Source organism: Streptomyces sp. NPDC048415 (genome assembly GCF_040651675.1).
GTDB lineage: Bacteria > Actinomycetota > Actinomycetes > Streptomycetales > Streptomycetaceae > Streptomyces.
Window position 1 is genome coordinate 17,736 of sequence record NZ_JBEZKJ010000066.1, and the last position, 16,033, is coordinate 33,768.

Genomic DNA, 16,033 nt, shown 5'->3' on the forward strand with positions numbered 1-16,033 from the left:
AGTTCGTTCCCCGCAGGTCACAGGTCACAGGTCACAGGTCACAGGTCACAGGTCACAGGTCGCAGGTCGCAGGTCGCAGGTCGCAGGTCGCAGGTCGCGGGTGACGGGTGACGGGCGACGGGTGCGGCGTCACGGGGTCGCGCGCGGTGCCAACGCCTCCCAGCGCACCGTGACTTCGCCCTGCCGCCAGCGCGTCACCCCGTCCGTCACCGGCCAGTCGGCCGTCAGATCGCGGACCGCGCGTATCCAGCGCTGCCGGGCGCCGTACGACGCGTAGGGCGCGGCGGCGGCCCAGGCCCGGTCGAAGTCGCGCAGGAAGGCGTGCACCGCTTCGCCCGGGACATTGCGGTGGATGAGGGCCTTGGGCAGGCGCTCGGCGAGGTCGGACGGGCGGTCGAGGGAGCCGAGACGGGTGGCGAAGGTGACCGTGCGGGGGCCCTCCGGGCCGAGGGCGACCCAGACGTGCCGGCGGCCGATCTCGTCGCAGGTGCCCTCGACCAGCAGGCCGCCCCGGGAGCCGGGGCCCGCCGGTGCGAGGCGGGCGCACAGCCGCTGCCAGACCGCGGCGACCTGGTCCTCGTCGTACTGGCGCAGTACGTTCGCCGCGCGGATGAGGGCCGGTCTGCCCTGCACGGGCACTTCGAAGCCTCCGTGCCGGAAGACGAGGCCCTCGCGCTCGAAGGGCCTCGCGGCCGCCACCCGGGCGGGTTCGATCTCCACTCCCACCACGCGCGTGCGGGGCGCGACGGTGCGCAGACGCGTCAGCAGCTCGAGCGCCGTCCAGGGGGCGGCGCCGTATCCGAGGTCGACGGCGACGGGGTCGATGGCTCCGCGCAGTTCGGCGCCGTGGACGGCCGCGATCCAGCGGTCCATGCGGCGCAGGCGGTTGGGGTTCGTGGTCCCGCGCGTCACCGTACCCACGGGGCGGGACGCTGCGCGGGTTGTCATGCGTATGAGAGTAGGCGGGTCCGGCGAGGGCCGGGTCAGCCTGTGGATAACCTTCCGGCCTTCGGGGAACCCGTCGAAAAGGACTCGAAGGGGGCTCCCGCGTATGCATCTCGCCATCGAACGGTTGAGCGACCAGCAGTAATAATTCGGCAAAGGGGAAATGGGGCTGACCGCTCCGGCGTTGTGGCACTTGAAGGGGGCGTGCGCGTCCTTCGACCGGCATGCCCGCACCAAGGAGGAACGCCACGTGAGCCAGTACGTCAGCAGGCTCGGGCGTCGCTCTCCGGCAGCGCCCTCACGGCTCAGGCTGCACCGCAGGCCTCGTCGCGTCGCGATGCTCTCCGTGCACACCTCGCCGCTGCACCAGCCCGGCACGGGCGACGCGGGCGGCATGAACGTGTACATCGTGGAGCTCGCCCAGCGCCTCGCCGCGATCAACATCGAGGTCGAGATCTTCACGCGGGCCACCACGGCCGCCCTCCCGCCGGCCGTCGAGCTGGCCCCCGGCGTCCTCGTGCGGCATGTCGACGCGGGCCCCTACGAAGGCCTCGCCAAGGAGGACCTGCCCGCCCAGCTGTGCGCCTTCACGCACGGCGTGATGCAGGCCTGGGCCGGTCACCGCCCCGGTTACTACGACCTGGTGCACTCGCACTACTGGCTCTCCGGACACGTCGGCTGGCTGGCCGCCGAGCGCTGGGGCGCCCCCCTGGTGCACGCCATGCACACCATGGCCAAGGTCAAGAACGCCGCGCTGGCCGAGGGTGACACCCCTGAGCCCGCCGCCCGCGTCATCGGCGAGACCCAGATCGTGCGTGCCGCCGACCGCCTCATCGCGAACACCGCGGAGGAGGCCGACGAGCTCGTACGCCACTACGAGGCCGAAGCCGGCAAGGTCGCCGTCGTCCACCCGGGCGTCAACCTCGACCGCTTCCGCCCGGCCGACGGCCGCGCCGCCGCCCGCGCCCGCCTGGGGCTCCCGCAGGATGCCCTGATCCCCCTCTTCGCGGGCCGCATTCAGCCCCTGAAGGCGCCCGACGTGCTGCTGCGCGCGGTCGCCGTCCTGCTGGACGAGCGCCCCGAGCTGCGTGGCAACATCGTCGTCCCCGTAGTGGGCGGTCCCAGCGGCAGCGGTCTCGCCAAGCCCGAAGGGCTGCAGAAGCTCGCCGCGCGGCTCGGTATCGCCGACGTCGTGCGCTTCCGGCCGCCGGTGGGGCAGGAGCAGCTCGCGGACTGGTTCCGGGCCGCGTCCGTGCTGGTCATGCCCTCCTACAGCGAGTCTTTCGGTCTCGTCGCCATAGAGGCGCAGGCGGCCGGCACACCGGTGCTCGCGGCCGAGGTCGGCGGACTGCCCGTCGCCGTGCGCGACCAGGAGACCGGCTTCCTGGTGCGCGGGCACGAACCCGCCGCCTACGCGCGCGTGCTGCGCGATTTCGCCGACGACGAGACGCTCGCGGCCCGGATGGGCGCCGCCGCCGCGCGCCACGCGGAGCGCTTCGGCTGGGACACCGCCGCGGCGGCCACTGCGGACGTGTACACGGCGGCGATCCAGGCCCACCGGCGCCGGGCCCGCGCGCACCACCACGCCTGAGACACGGCATGTCCGAGGGCTGACGTACGCTCCCCTCATGGCTGACGCAGCGTCGATCATCGAGCAGGTTCTCACCGAGGCCGAGCTGGAGTGGGAAAGTCCCGCGGCGGGCTCGTACGTCGTGAAGCTGCCCGGTACGCGCAAGCTCTCGACGACCGTCTCGCTGATCGTCGGCAAGCACTCGCTGTCGTTGAACGCGTTCGTGATCCGCCACCCCGACGAGAACCACGAGGGCATCCACCGCTGGCTCCTGGAGCGCAATCTCAAGCTCTACGGGGTCAGTTACGCGGTCGACTCCCTGGGGGACGTGTATCTGGTCGGCAAGCTGCCGCTGGCCGCGGTCACCCCTGTCGAGGTGGACCGGCTGCTCGGCTCGGTCCTGGAGGCCGCCGACGGCTCCTTCAACACGCTCCTCGAGCTGGGTTTCGCCTCCGCGATCCGCAAGGAGTACGCCTGGCGGGTGTCCCGGGGCGAATCGACCCGCAATCTGGACGCGTTCACACATCTGACTCAGCGTCCCGCCAACTGACCTTCCTCGCATACTAATTAGGCAGTGCGTGCCCCCTTCCCTGACCGGGGTCCCCGTGGCATGCTCGCCGCCGACGCAGATCTGAACGTCGTTCACATCCATGGAACTTATGGAAGGCGGGCGGGCATGAACGTGGGTATGGGCAACGGGCACCCGGGCCTCACCAGACGGGGCCTGCTCAGCAGCGCCACAGCCGTGGCGGCCGTCGCCGTGACCGGCACAACGGCGACGGCCGCCGCACCCCGGCGAGCTGAAGTCCCGGCCCTGTGGACGGAGTTCACGCGCACCCCCTTCACCCACCCGCAGATCCCGTACGTCGGCAGGTCCGGCCGCGGCGGCGGGGCGGCGCGCTTCCCCCGCCGTCCCGTCGTGGCCGACATACGCGACCACGGCGCCGTGGCGGACGACGGCACGACGGACTGCGCCCCCGCGATCAACCGTGCCATCGCTGCCGCCGGAAGGGCCGGCGGTGGCACGGTATTCATCCCGCCCGGCACCTTCCGCATCGACGACCTCATCCGTATCGGGCACTCGAACGTCGTCCTGCGCGGCGCCGGAAGCGACCGTACGAAGCTGTACGCGACCAAGAACCTCACCGAGCTGATCGGCGTCTACGGATCCCGCTACGGCGGCGACAAGTCGTCCTGGTCCTGGGCCGGCGGCCTCATCTGGCTCTGCCCCGCCGACCGCTTCGCGACGCTGACGACCGCCATCAGGGCGAAGGCGTGGCCTTTCGAGGGCTGGACCGGCAACCGGCGCGAGGAGTGGGAGACGCTCACGACGGTCGAGCCCGCGCGCCAGGGTTCCTGGACCGTGACGGTCACGGACGCCTCGGGGCTGCGGCCCGGCGCGCTGGTCCTCCTGCGCCTCGCCGACGACGCCGGCCACACGCTCCTGGAACACATGTCGGGCGGCGGCCCGGGCCCCGAGGCGTACTACTGGGACGACAAGACCAAACTGACGTCGTACGTCCCCTACGAGTGGCCCGTCCGCATCGCGCACGTCCGCGGCCGCAAGGTCACCCTCGAACGCCCCCTCCCGCTCGACGTACGCCCCGAATGGGACCCCCGCCTGACCACCCACGTCCCGGAGCTGACCGGTTCGGGCGTCGAGGGGCTCACCCTGGAGGCCGTCGAGACCCCCCAGTCCCCGCACCTCCTCGACAAGGGCTACAACGGGGTCGTGTTCCAGTGCGCCTACGACTGCTGGGCCGACGACATCGTCGTACGCCATGTGGACAACGGGTTCGGCCTCGTCGCCGCCTCCGCCTGCACCCTGCGCCGTACGACGGTCGCGGGCCGCGGCTCGCATCACCCGTACTTCTGCCGCGAGGGCTCGCACGACAACCTCGTCGAGGACTTCACCATCGAGCAGCGCACAGTGCCCGCGCCCGCCGGAACCCAGCTGCACGGCATCAACGTCGAGGGCCTGTCCTCGTACAACGTCTGGTCGCGCGGCGACATGCGGATGGGCACGTTCGACAGCCACCGCGGCCTGCCCTTCGCGAACGTCCGCACCGACATCACCGTGAACAACAACGGCCGCCACGGCGGCGACGCCTCGGCGGGACCGCTCTTCGGCGCCCGCTTCACGCACTGGAACATCCGCGTGACCAACGGCCGCGCGGGACTGATGAAGCTCGACGGCCTCGCGCCCTACAGCGCCACCGTCGGCCTCAACGAGGTCACCGAGTCCGACCAGATCGACCTACCCGACTTCCCCGGCGATCTGCACTCCCGCCTCGAGCTGTACGGGACCACGGACGTCGTACGCCCACGCAATCTCTACGAGGCCCAGCGGGAGCTCTGACTCACCGCACGGCGTCGCAACCGATCGACTCACCGCATGGCGTCGTACCCAACGAAGTCGAACATGCGCTCCCCGCGCGCGAGCGGCCCGGGCTCCCGGTGAACCGGTGGGCCCCGACGCCGAAGGGGAGCGCGGGGTCGGGCCTCACAGGCGCTCGAAGCCGCGTTCCTCCAGCCAGCCGCACAACTGCGGCACGAGGTCCGGGCCCGCGGTGGCGGTTCCGCGTCCATACGACCGTGCCGCCGGTGCGGCAGAGCCGGGTGCAGTGGTCGATCGTCCGCTCGGCATCGGCGTCGCTGATGTTGCCGAGCACCCCGCACACCAGGACCAGATCGGCGGGCACCATCCCGGCGTACTGGTCCGGTCGACGAGGCGTCCCCCGCGACGGCCTCGACCCCCGTCAGCCCGGCCGCGCGGGCGGCCCGCCCGGCCACCTCGACGTTCCGCTCGTCCCACTGCACGAGCCGCGCCCGCACATCGTCTCGGCGGGGACGCCCGGCCGGCACACCGATCAGGTCCCGGCCCTGCCCCGCACAGACGCTGACGGCGCGCAGCGGACCCGGCGGGGCGTCGTCGAGGGCGCGGCGGACGCGGTCCTGTACGAGCGCGAGGCGCTGTCCGAGGTAGGAGCCGGGAGTGTCGTACGCGGTGTGCCACTCATGTCAGTCCGTGGACCGACCCCAGGGCGCTCACCGGTGCCCTGCCCGGGCGTATCGCCCCGGCGGCACGCCCACCAAGCGCTTGAAGTGGCGGGTGAGATGGGACTGGTCGTAGAAGCCGGTCGCGGTGGCGACGTCGCCCGGGGGCTGTCCGTCGAGCAGCAGGCGGCGGGCGCGGTCGACGCGGCGGGACATCAGGTACTGGTGCGGGGCGATGCCGTACGCACCGCTGAACGCCCGTACCAGATGGGCGGGATGGGCGTGCACGAGCCGCGCGGCCTCGTCCAGGGGGATGCCCTCGAGGACCCGCGTGTCGAGGAGTTCGCGCAGGCGGTGGGCGAGCGGGCGGTCGCCGCGCGGGGCCCCTGCGACGAGCCGGGGGCGCAGCCGGCCGCACAGCCGCTCCGCGATCAGCGTCAGCCTGCTCTCGGCCTCCAGTTCGTCTCCGGCGTGCGCGAGGGCGGTGTGCAACTGCCCGACGCGCCGCCGCAGTACGGGGTCCAAGAGATCCGGTGTGTCCACCGCGGGCCCGATGAGACTCTCGTCGAGCCGGCTCAGGTCGAGATACAGGACCCGCTTGCGAAAGCCCCGCTCACTGACCGGCGAACCGTTGTGCGGGACGTACGGCGGCAGCAGCGAAACCGTGTCGTGCGGGGTGCCGTGCTCATGCCGCTCGAGGTCGTACCGCACGGCGCCGTCGTCGACGATGAGGAGCGTCCAGGCGTCGTGTACGTGCATGGGATACGCGTACTCGGTGTAGTGGGCGTGGAAGACCTCCACCACGCCCGGGACACGCGGGCGCCAGGCGGAGACCTCACGCTGAGCGGCCATGCAAAGAACGTACAAGACGGTGCCGTACGACGGTCGGCAGTCTCGGTGCATGACCACGCACGCCGAACCGATGCGCTTCGACACCAAGATCGCCGTCCTGCTGCGGGAGGACCTGGAACCCTGGCAGCGGCTGAACGTGACCGCGTTCCTCGTGAGCGGGCTCGGCCCGACGGTCCCCGAGGTGATCGGGGAGCCGTACGAGGACGCGGACGGCGTGCGGTACCTGCCGATGTTCCGCCAGCCCGTACTGGTCTTCGAGGGCACGAAGGAGACGCTGACGTCCGCCCACACCCGGGCCCTGTCCCGCACACTCCCCCGGGCCCTCTTCACGTCCGACCTCTTCACCACCGGCAACGACCGCGACAACCGGGCGGCGGTACGGGCCGTGCCGACGGCGGAGCTGGACCTGGTGGGCCTCGCGGTGTATGGGCCGCGCAACGCCGTGGACAAGGTGGTGAAGGGGGCGCGCATGCATCCCTGAGCGGCGGACGGGGTCAGGCCGCCGAGACCTCGGGCTCCAGGGTGGCGGCGGGCGCCGGGGCGGCGGACGTCTCCTCCGCGGGAAGGCGCCGCATCAGCATTCCGTAGCCGACCCCCGCCGCCGTGCCGACCACCGCGCACAGTCCCCACAGCCACTGGGCGCCGAACCGGTCGATGACCAGGCCGGACATCAGTGGCGCGACAAGGGCGGCGAGGGACCACGACAGCGTGTACATGCCCTGGTAGCGGCCGCGGCCGTGCAGCGGGGAGAGCCGGACGACGAGTCCCGTCTGCGTGGGCGCGTTGACGATCTCGGCCAGGGTCCACACGCACACGGTGAGGGCGAAGACGCCGACCGAGCCGGCGAAGGCGGTGAGCCCGAAGCCGTATCCGGCGAGCAGCGACGAGATCACCAGCAGCCGCCTGGGATCCCGGTGCTCGATGAAACGGGTGACCGGGATCTGCAGCGCCACGATGAGTACGCCGTTCACGGCGATCGCCATGCCGTAGTCGGCCGGCGTGAAGCCCCCCGCGCCCATCGCGACCGGCAGTCCCACCGAGCCCTGCTGGAAGACCAGGGCGACCAGGAAGGACAGCCCGACGACGCTCATGAAGCGCCGGTCGCGCACGACGGTCCCGAGGCCGACATCCTGCTCGGCCTCCTTGAGGACCTGGACCGGCCGCGACTCCGGCAGCTTGAGGAAGACGACGATCGCGCAGATGAGGGTCATGCCGGCCTCGATCAGGAACCCGGCCAGATAGCTGAACTCGGCGATGAAACCGGCGGCCATGGAGGAGACGGCGAAACCGAGGTTGATGGCCCAGTAGTTGAGGGAGAAGGCGCGGACGCGGTCCTCGGGCCGCACGATGTCGGCCATCATCGCCTGCACGGCGGGCCGGGAGGCGTTGGACGCCATGCCCACCAGGAAGGCGACCGCGGCGATCGCCACCGGGTGGTGCACAAAGCCGAGCAGCGCGACCGAGGCGGCCGTCGACACCTGCGCGACGAGCAGCGTGGGCCGCCGCCCGAGCCGGTCGGTCATCACGCCGGCGCCGAGCGAGGAGATGACACCGCCGAGGCCGTGCAGGGACGCGACGAGACCGGCGTACGAGGCGGAGTAGCCGCGGTCGAGCGTCAGGTACAAAGCCATGAAAGTGGCGACAAACGCACCAAGCCGGTTGATGAGGGTGCTGGTCCACAGCCACCAGAACTCACGAGGGAGCCCGGAGACTGTCTCTCGGGCGGCGCGTCTCAGTGAGACGAGTGACATGCGGGGCCCCCAGGTCATGCGGATGCGTAAGTGGCTCAAGCGGTGGTCACAACTTACGAGCACCCGGTTCCGGAGGGCCACTCAATTAACAGATGCCGTCAACTGTCCGCCTTCCGGGCAGGTGAGCGGGGGGACGAAGGCTTCCATTACGCTCGGACGTATGGCCGACGCACCGTACAAGCTGATCCTCCTCCGCCACGGCGAGAGTGAATGGAACGCGAAGAACCTGTTCACCGGCTGGGTGGACGTCAATCTCAACGAGAAGGGCGAGAAGGAGGCAGTCCGCGGCGGTGAGCTGCTCAAGGACGCCGGCCTGCTGCCCGACGTGGTCCACACCTCGCTCCAGAAGCGCGCGATCCGCACCGCGCAGCTCGCCCTCGAGGCCGCCGACCGCCACTGGATCCCGGTCCACCGCTCCTGGCGCCTGAATGAGCGTCACTACGGCGCCCTCCAGGGCAAGGACAAGGCGCAGACGCTCGCCGAGTTCGGCGAGGAGCAGTTCATGCTGTGGCGCCGCTCGTACGACACCCCGCCCCCGCCGCTCGACGACGACTCCGAGTTCTCCCAGGCGAACGACGCGCGCTACGCGACGATCCCCCCGGAGCTGCGCCCCCGCACGGAGTGCCTCAAGGACGTCGTCATCCGCATGCTCCCGTACTGGTACGACGGCATCGTCCCCGACCTCCTGACCGGCCGCACGGTCCTGGTCGCGGCCCACGGCAACAGCCTCCGCGCCCTCGTCAAGCACCTCGACGGCATCTCCGACGCCGACATCGCGGGCCTGAACATCCCCACCGGCATCCCCCTCTCCTACGAGCTGGACGCCAACTTCAAGCCCCTCAACCCCGGCGGCACCTACCTCGACCCGGACGCCGCCGCGGCCGCCATCGAGGCGGTCAAGAACCAGGGCAAGAAGAAGTAACCCCAGCCGAAGAAGCCCCCCGTCCGCGGTTTTCTCGCGGTGGGGGGCTCTTTCAGTGACGCGGGTCGCTCAGTGCGGGCCGCTTCCCGGGGTGGGCGGGCGTCAGGCCGTCAGGGGTACTGGGTGGATTTCGTCCGCCGCGTGGCCGGCGCGTTCGTGGACGCGTTGGACCGCTTCGGCCGAGGGTGCCTCGGAGAGGCAGTACACGGTGCCTGACCCCGGGTCCGCCCAGGCCTTCTTGAAGTGGACGCCTTCGTCCTTCTCGACGGCGAGGTCGGCTTGGTGCGCCTGCTTCAGCTGATCGGCCGTGATGCCCGCCATTCCGTGGTGGACGTCCATGAACTGCGCCATGGCCTCCGCCTCCTTACGCCTCTCCTCGCCTGTTCCGTCTCCTCCATGCTGCGCCCGTGCGGCGGCGGGGGCGACTGCTGAGGGAATGGTGAAGGGCCCCGCTGTGGACAGCGGGGCCCTTCGACGTCGTACGTGGTCAGCCGCACTGGCAAGGATTGCCCGACTGGCAGCCGCAGCCGCAGCCGGAGCCGCAGCCGCAGGCGCCGAACAAGGGGAGGCTTTTGATCTCGGCGGGCTGTTGAGTGTCGCGGTCCTGCGTGGGGTCGGGCGTGCTGGGGGATTCGGTCATGGGTCCCTCCTTCAGGCACGAAGGTGTGCGAGGCACACTGCGCCGCACAGCTCCTGTCGCCCATTGCATGCCCAACAGGGCGGGCGCATCAACGGCGCATTGAGGCTCGCACGCGCCCCTGGGCGTACGCGCTCCGCTTCCGGGCGTAGGCGCTCAGGCCCCCTCGACCCCCGTGACCGGCTGGATGTCCGCCTGGAGGTCGTCCGCGTGCTCGCCCGTCACCAGGAACACCACCCGCTTGGCCACCGACACCGCGTGGTCGGCGAAGCGCTCGTAGTAGCGGCCCAGCAGGGTCACGTCCACGGCCGTCTCGATGCCGTGCTTCCAGCGGTCGTCCAGCAGGTGCTGGAAGAGCGTGCGGTGCAGGAGGTCCATCTCGTCGTCGTCCTGCTCCAGCTGGAGCGCCAGGTCGACGTCCTTGGTGATGACGACCTCGGCGGCCTTGGCCATCAGGCGCTGGGCGAGCTGGCCCATCTCCAGGACCGTGGCGTGCAGGTCGTGCGGGACCGCGCGCTCGGGGAAGCGCAGCCGGGCCAGCTTCGCGACATGCTGGGCCAGGTCGCCGGAGCGCTCCAGGTCGGCCGACATGCGCAGCGACGTGACGACGATCCGCAGGTCCGTCGCCACCGGCTGCTGGCGGGCCAGCAGGGCTATCGCCCGGGCCTCCAGCTCGTGCTGAAGATCGTCGACCTTCTGGTCGGCCGCGATCACGCTCTCGGCCAGCTTCAGGTCGGAGTCGAGGATGGCCGTCGTGGCGCGCCCGATCGCCGACCCGACAAGCCGGGCCATCTCGACCAGGCCCTCGCCGATCGAGTCCAGTTCCTCGTGGTACGCGTCCCGCATCAGGGTGTCCCTCTCTTCGTGCGTCAGCCTGGGGTTCCAAGGGGCTCGTGAACCCCACGCTCCCACGTTCCGGCCCGTACGCGTCCGTTTCCGTCACCCCAAATGAACCATCCCTAGCTCCTAGGTGAACTCTGGGCGACGAGTGTTCGAGGTCGCACTCGGATGGCTGTGGCCAGCGGTGACGACATGCCTAACCTGGATGCATGGACGTGAACGCGGCGGTCGCCGCAGCGGCAGCGATCGCCGGAGTGCTCACCGGTGTCATCGCCATGCTGGCGTTCCGCTGGAGCGAGCGCGACCAGAAACGCCCCACCCGCACTTCTCTGCACACGGAAGCGGTGCTTCCGCCCGGTGTGGACACCGTGCTGTCGGTGCTGCGCTCCTCGGCCGTCGTGCTCGACGAGGCGGACGCCGTGGTCAAGGCCAGCTCGGCCGCGTACGCCCTCGGGCTGGTGCGCGGCGGCAAGCTGGCCGTCGAACCGATGCTCCAGATGGCGCGTGACACCCGTCGGGACGGGGAGATACGCCAGGTGGAGCTGGATCTGCCGAGGCGGGGGACGGGAAGGGGCGAAGCCCTGGCCGTCTCCGCGCGTGTCGCGCCGCTCGGCTCCCGGCTCGTGCTCCTCCTGGTGGAGGACCTCACGGAAGCGCGCCGCATCGAGGCCGTACGACGTGACTTCGTCGCCAATGTGAGCCACGAGCTGAAGACGCCTGTCGGCGCGCTCTCCCTGCTCTCCGAGGCTGTCATGGACGCCTCGGACGACCCGGAGGCCGTCGAACGCTTCGCGGGCCGCATGCAGATAGAGGCCACCCGGCTCACCAACCTCGTACAGGAGCTCATCGACCTCTCCAGGGTGCAGAACGACGATCCGCTCGAGGACGCGGAGCCCGTGCGCGCCGACGAACTCGTCGCCGAGGCCATCGACCGGTGCCGCCACCAGGCCGGCACCAAGCAGATCACCATGGCCGCCGGTGGCACCGCGGACCTCAGCATCTGGGGCAACCGCGGCCAGCTGGCCGCGGCCCTCGGCAACCTCGTCGAGAACGCCGTCAACTACTCGCCCGCGCGCACCCGCGTGGGCATAGCCGCGCGCCGGGTGACCGCGCCCGGCGGAGACCTCATCGAGATCGCCGTGACCGACCAGGGCATCGGCATCTCGGAGAAGGACCGGGAGCGCGTCTTCGAGCGCTTCTACCGCGTCGACCCGGCCCGTTCCCGCCAGACCGGCGGTACGGGCCTCGGGCTCGCGATCGTCAAGCACGTGGCCGCCTCGCACGGCGGTGAGGTCACGGTGTGGAGCTCCGAGGGTCAGGGCTCCACCTTCACCCTGCGGCTGCCGGAGGCGGGCGCGGCCCGCGACCGCGTCACCGATCACCACATGCCCGGACTCGACGATGAGGACGAGACCGGACAGCCCGACGGGACGACCACCGTCACATCCCCGTACGAACCGCTTCCTGCCCCGGAGGTCCTTCCGTGACCCGTGTGCTCGTCGTCGAGGACGAGGAGTCCTTCTCCGACGCCCTGTCGTACATGCTCCGCAAGGAGGGCTTCGAGGTCGCCATCGCGGCCACCGGCCCCGACGGACTCGACGAGTTCGAGCGCAACGGCGCCGACCTCGTCCTCCTCGACCTGATGCTGCCGGGGCTGCCCGGCACGGAAGTCTGCCGCCAGCTGCGCGGACGCTCCAACGTCCCGGTGATCATGGTGACCGCCAAGGACAGCGAGATCGACAAGGTCGTGGGCCTCGAAATAGGAGCCGACGACTACGTCACCAAGCCCTTCTCCTCCCGCGAGCTGGTCGCCCGTATCCGGGCCGTCCTGCGCCGCCGCGGGGAGCCCGAGGAGGTCACTCCGGCCGCCCTCGAGGCCGGGCCCGTCCGCATGGACGTCGACCGCCACGTGGTCACCGTCTCCGGCTCCAAGGTCGACCTCCCGCTGAAGGAGTTCGATCTGCTGGAGATGTTGCTGCGCAACGCCGGCCGCGTCCTGACCCGCATGCAGCTCATCGACCGGGTCTGGGGCGCCGACTACGTGGGCGACACCAAGACGCTCGACGTCCACGTCAAGCGCCTGCGGGCCAAGATCGAGCCGGACCCGGGCGCGCCCCGCTATCTGGTGACGGTGCGCGGCCTCGGCTACAAGTTCGAGCCGTAAACCGCACCCGCGTACGTACGACGAAGGGCGGCACCCCCTGAGGGGTCCCGCCCTTCGTCGTACGGATCTACGTCACTGACCGGCGGAGGCCGTCGCCGTGGCCGTCGCTGTCGCCGTGCCCGTGGCCGTCGCGCTCGACGACGCGGCACCCGTGGGCGTGCTCGAGGCGGACCCGGACGGCGTAGTGGTCGCGGAGGACGACGCGCCCGGCGTCGGGATGTCGCTCGGGCCCCACGTGGAGAAGTAGCTCTCTGCCGGGACGACGAAGGCGCTCAGGCTCACGTCGCCGGTCTTGCTGAAGCTGAACGTGACCTTCTGGACGTTGCCGTCCTTGACGGCCTCCCGGCTGCTGGCCAGGACCGCGGAGGCGTTGTTCTTGCCGCCGAGGACGACGGAGCCGCCGGCCGGGATGGTCAGCTTGCCCGAACCCTTGGCGGGCTTGATCGTCGCGGTCTTGCCGGCCACGGTGATTCGGTCCAGTGTCTGGGCGGTGGTCCCGTTGTTGAACACGGTCGCGGAGATCACGGCCGGGCCCGTCGACTGCAGGTCGGGCTGGGTGATGATGGTGGCGTTCTGGATCTTGATGACGCCGACGGTGACCGCCGCGTTGTCCGGCTTGACCTCCAGGGTCTCTGCGTCGGAGCCGGCGCCGCACGCGGCGAGCGAGGCGATCGAGAACGCGATGGCGGCGGCGGCGAGAGCGCCGCGTCGAAGGCTGCTGCTCACGGCGGCGGCAACTCCTTGAACGTGGGCGAAGCAGGGCGACTCACGTGTAAAGCCTCCCTAAGGGTCTGTCAGCGGCCTTAGGTTACCGAGCCGTTCCCACGCCGCCGCACCCGACCCGCCTCTAGGCACCCACGGGCTCCATTGCGCCGGGTCCGCGCTCCGTCTGTCGCACCTCGCCCGGCGGGCTCGTCGGCTACTTTGAGGGCGTACTCGTCCGCCATTCACATAAGTACCCCTGGCATCGGCTTGCGGTTTTCACGTAAGGAATGGATGGGGATCCGGAAAACTGATCTTCGGCGCGAGAACGGCCGCCGTGATCAATTCCGGATTCGTCTCGTACTCGACTCCGGTCACCGAACGGAGTAGCGGAAGTCGCACTCCTGGAGCCGGACAAACCGGTACGTTCGGACGCTGGTCAGGGGCTTCTGTTGTCTGTAACGTGCGCGTTTCACTTCCCCTGGACAGCGGCTCCGACCTGCGAATACCCTCTTCCGCTCGCCCCTCGCAGCACGTTCCTGTTGCGATTGTCAAGCCCCGAGATATGCCCTGACCTGCGAAAACGCCATTCAGAACACGCCGTATCCGTGTTACCCTGGATAGCCACGGAAGGGGTACCTGTCACATGACGTTCAAGGTTGGCGACACCGTGGTCTATCCCCATCACGGGGCCGCGCTGATCGAGGCCATCGAAACTCGCCAGATCAAAGGCGTGGACAAGACCTACTTGGTGCTGAAGGTCGCCCAGGGCGACCTGACGGTGCGTGTGCCAGCGGACAATGCGGAGTTCGTCGGCGTGCGTGATGTGGTCGGTCAGGACGGGCTGGACCGGGTCTTCGAGGTGCTGCGCGCGCCGTACGCCGAGGAGCCCACGAACTGGTCGCGTCGTTACAAAGCAAATCTGGAGAAGCTCGCCTCCGGCGATGTCATCAAGGTCGCGGAAGTCGTGCGTGACCTGTGGCGTCGTGAGCGCGAGCGTGGACTCTCCGCCGGTGAGAAGCGCATGCTCGCCAAGGCCCGCCAGATCCTGGTGAGCGAACTCGCCCTCGCGGAGAACACGAACGAGGACAAGGCCGAGGCCCTGCTCGACGAGGTCCTTGCGTCCTGACGCAGGCAGCCAGACCGCTCTGCTCAGCACATTGAAATGCCGCGGTGCCCGATGACATATTTTCTGTCGCCGGGCGCTGCGGCATGTTCGTATCTCCATGCCGTACGCCGGAGAATGATCCCCTGATACTTGGCGTGCCGGGCCCGGGCAGCTGGCTCGACCGGCGTCACGGAAGGGTCCGGTCAAGCCGTCGCGCCCGGCACTCCCAGGCCATACCCATCCCGGCCGAGCACACAAACCTGACAGGAACCGATGTCTGACGATTCGCGCCCTACACCTTCGGGGGCTCGTACGGCGGCCGTGATTCCGGCGGCCGGCCGGGGCGTGCGCCTCGGCCCGGGCGCCCCCAAGGCGCTTCGCGCGCTGAACGGCACGCCGATGCTCATCCACGCCGTCCTAGCGATGGCCGCCTCCCGCGCCGTCTCCCTGGTCGTCGTCGTGGCCCCGCCCGACGGTGCCGCCGAGGTGAAGGCGCTGCTCGACACGCACGCGCTTCCCGAGCGGACCGACTTCCTGGTCGTTCCCGGCGGGGACAGCCGCCAGGAGTCCGTCAAGTACGGGCTCGACGCGCTGCCGCCCGGCATCGACATCGTCCTCGTGCACGACGCGGCCCGGCCGCTTGTCCCGGTCGACACCGTGGACGCCGTCATCGAGGCCGTACGGGACGGCGCCGTCGCTGTCGTACCGGCGCTGCCGCTCACCGACACCGTCAAGGAGGTCGAGCCCGCCACCTCGCCCGGGACGCCCGAGCCCGTCGTCGCCACGCCCGAGCGGGCGCGGCTGCGCGCCGTGCAGACGCCGCAGGGGTTCGACCGCGAGACGCTCGTACGGGCCCACGAGGCCGTCACCGACAACGTGACCGACGACGCCAGCATGGTCGAGCAGCTGGGCCTGCGGGTGGTGGTGGTGCCCGGGCACGAGGAGGCGTTCAAGGTGACGCGGCCGCTGGACCTCCTGCTCGCGGAGGCGGTTCTCGCGCGGCGGAGGCTGAACGATGGGTTCTGAGGTGCCCTTGCTGCCCCAGGTCGGGATCGGCACCGACATCCACGCCTTCGAGGACGGGCGGGAGCTGTGGTGCGCCGGTCTGCTGTGGGAGGAGGAGGGTCCCGGGCTCGCCGGGCACTCCGACGCGGACGTCGTCGCGCACGCCGCGTGCAACGCGCTCTTCTCTGCGGCGGGGCTGGGGGACCTCGGTGCCCACTTCGGGACGGGGCGGCCCGAGTGGGCCGGGGCGTCGGGGGTGGCGCTGTTGAGGGAGGCCGCGCGGATCGTGCGCGGCGCCGGGTTCGTCATCGGGAACGTCGCGGTGCAGGTCGTCGGGCCCCGGCCGAAGATCGGCAAGCGGCGGGACGAGGCGCAGAAGATTCTGTCGGACGCGGTGGGGGCGCCGGTGTCGGTGTCCGGCGCCACGACCGATGGTCTCGGGTTTCCGGGCCGGGACGAGGGGCTGATGGCGGTCGCTACGGCGCTGGTGGTGCGGCGGGCTGAGGACTGAGGGCTTTGCGCCCCCTCCGCTCCTACCTG

Annotated in this window: 17 protein-coding genes; 10 read left to right on the forward strand and 7 right to left on the reverse strand. The window is 70.5% G+C overall.

Annotated features, from left to right (window positions below):
• Positions 1-129: 129 nt before the first annotated feature.
• The gene (locus tag AB0D27_RS32125; RefSeq protein WP_362515771.1) at positions 130-948 is read right to left on the reverse strand and encodes a class I SAM-dependent methyltransferase; all 819 of its coding nucleotides are present in this window, start codon (positions 946-948) and stop codon (positions 130-132) included.
• 247 nt (positions 949-1,195) lie between these two features.
• Between AB0D27_RS32125 and mshA the strand changes: the two genes are divergently transcribed.
• From mshA to AB0D27_RS32140, 3 genes are all read left to right on the forward strand, one after another.
• A complete protein-coding gene (mshA, locus tag AB0D27_RS32130) occupies positions 1,196-2,536 on the forward strand; it encodes a D-inositol-3-phosphate glycosyltransferase (protein WP_362515772.1) in 1,341 nt (446 codons plus the stop codon).
• Positions 2,537-2,573: 37 nt separating this feature from the next.
• Positions 2,574-3,065 carry a YbjN domain-containing protein gene (locus tag AB0D27_RS32135; RefSeq protein WP_362515774.1) on the forward strand — a complete coding sequence of 164 codons (492 nt, stop codon included), beginning with the start codon at positions 2,574-2,576 and terminating at the stop codon, positions 3,063-3,065.
• Positions 3,066-3,203: 138 nt separating this feature from the next.
• Entirely contained in the window at positions 3,204-4,874 is a 1,671-nt protein-coding gene (locus tag AB0D27_RS32140; RefSeq protein ID WP_362515817.1) for a glycosyl hydrolase family 28-related protein, read from the forward strand.
• A gap of 689 nt (positions 4,875-5,563) precedes the next feature.
• On the opposite strand, the gene AB0D27_RS32145 is transcribed toward AB0D27_RS32140, so the two are convergent.
• Entirely contained in the window at positions 5,564-6,364 is an 801-nt protein-coding gene (locus tag AB0D27_RS32145) for an AraC family transcriptional regulator (RefSeq protein WP_362515776.1), read from the reverse strand.
• Here AB0D27_RS32145 and AB0D27_RS32150 point away from each other — a divergent pair.
• Positions 6,363-6,845 (forward strand): DUF2000 domain-containing protein, encoded by a 483-nt coding sequence (locus tag AB0D27_RS32150; RefSeq protein WP_362515778.1) that lies wholly within the window; start codon positions 6,363-6,365, stop codon positions 6,843-6,845. The two genes, AB0D27_RS32145 and AB0D27_RS32150, sit on opposite strands and share 2 nt — an antisense overlap.
• A 13-nt stretch (positions 6,846-6,858) precedes the next feature.
• On the opposite strand, the gene AB0D27_RS32155 is transcribed toward AB0D27_RS32150, so the two are convergent.
• On the reverse strand, positions 6,859-8,115 hold the full coding sequence (locus AB0D27_RS32155; RefSeq protein ID WP_362515780.1) for an MFS transporter: 1,257 nt from the start codon (positions 8,113-8,115) through the stop codon (positions 6,859-6,861).
• A gap of 160 nt (positions 8,116-8,275) precedes the next feature.
• On the opposite strand from AB0D27_RS32155, the gene AB0D27_RS32160 reads away from it, so the two are divergent.
• Complete coding sequence (locus AB0D27_RS32160; protein WP_362515781.1) at positions 8,276-9,037, forward strand: phosphoglyceromutase; 762 nt, start codon at positions 8,276-8,278, stop codon at positions 9,035-9,037.
• Between the two features lie 102 nt (positions 9,038-9,139).
• Here AB0D27_RS32160 and AB0D27_RS32165 read toward each other — a convergent pair whose 3' ends face one another.
• The 3 genes from AB0D27_RS32165 to phoU all read right to left on the reverse strand — a co-directional run bounded on the left by AB0D27_RS32165 (position 9,140) and on the right by phoU (position 10,520).
• Positions 9,140-9,388: an SCO4226 family nickel-binding protein gene (locus tag AB0D27_RS32165; protein WP_362515783.1), complete on the reverse strand. Its 249-nt coding sequence runs from the start codon at positions 9,386-9,388 to the stop codon at positions 9,140-9,142.
• Positions 9,389-9,524: 136 nt separating this feature from the next.
• Positions 9,525-9,677, reverse strand: coding sequence for a hypothetical protein (locus AB0D27_RS32170; protein WP_362515785.1), 153 nt, complete (start codon positions 9,675-9,677; stop codon positions 9,525-9,527).
• Between the two features lie 153 nt (positions 9,678-9,830).
• On the reverse strand, positions 9,831-10,520 hold the full coding sequence (phoU, locus tag AB0D27_RS32175) for a phosphate signaling complex protein PhoU (protein ID WP_362515787.1): 690 nt from the start codon (positions 10,518-10,520) through the stop codon (positions 9,831-9,833).
• Positions 10,521-10,723: 203 nt separating this feature from the next.
• On the opposite strand from phoU, the gene AB0D27_RS32180 reads away from it, so the two are divergent.
• Together AB0D27_RS32180 and AB0D27_RS32185 are read left to right on the forward strand one after the other, a co-directional pair.
• Positions 10,724-12,001, forward strand: a complete 1,278-nt coding sequence (locus AB0D27_RS32180) for an ATP-binding protein (protein ID WP_362515789.1) — start codon at positions 10,724-10,726, stop codon at positions 11,999-12,001.
• A complete protein-coding gene (locus AB0D27_RS32185; RefSeq protein ID WP_007382946.1) occupies positions 11,998-12,678 on the forward strand; it encodes a response regulator transcription factor in 681 nt (226 codons plus the stop codon). The genes AB0D27_RS32180 and AB0D27_RS32185 overlap by 4 nt, the downstream gene beginning before the upstream one ends.
• A 72-nt stretch (positions 12,679-12,750) precedes the next feature.
• Here AB0D27_RS32185 and AB0D27_RS32190 read toward each other — a convergent pair whose 3' ends face one another.
• A complete protein-coding gene (locus AB0D27_RS32190; RefSeq protein WP_362515791.1) occupies positions 12,751-13,404 on the reverse strand; it encodes a DUF461 domain-containing protein in 654 nt (217 codons plus the stop codon).
• 622 nt (positions 13,405-14,026) lie between these two features.
• Here AB0D27_RS32190 and AB0D27_RS32195 point away from each other — a divergent pair.
• The 3 genes from AB0D27_RS32195 (at position 14,027) to ispF (ending at position 16,004) form a co-directional block, all read left to right on the forward strand.
• Positions 14,027-14,509: a CarD family transcriptional regulator gene (locus AB0D27_RS32195; RefSeq protein WP_003953493.1), complete on the forward strand. Its 483-nt coding sequence runs from the start codon at positions 14,027-14,029 to the stop codon at positions 14,507-14,509.
• Positions 14,510-14,761: 252 nt separating this feature from the next.
• Positions 14,762-15,514 carry a 2-C-methyl-D-erythritol 4-phosphate cytidylyltransferase gene (gene ispD / locus AB0D27_RS32200; RefSeq protein ID WP_362515793.1) on the forward strand — a complete coding sequence of 251 codons (753 nt, stop codon included), beginning with the start codon at positions 14,762-14,764 and terminating at the stop codon, positions 15,512-15,514.
• Entirely contained in the window at positions 15,504-16,004 is a 501-nt protein-coding gene (gene ispF, locus AB0D27_RS32205; protein ID WP_362515795.1) for a 2-C-methyl-D-erythritol 2,4-cyclodiphosphate synthase, read from the forward strand. The genes ispD and ispF overlap by 11 nt, the downstream gene beginning before the upstream one ends.
• Positions 16,005-16,033 lie beyond the last annotated feature (29 nt).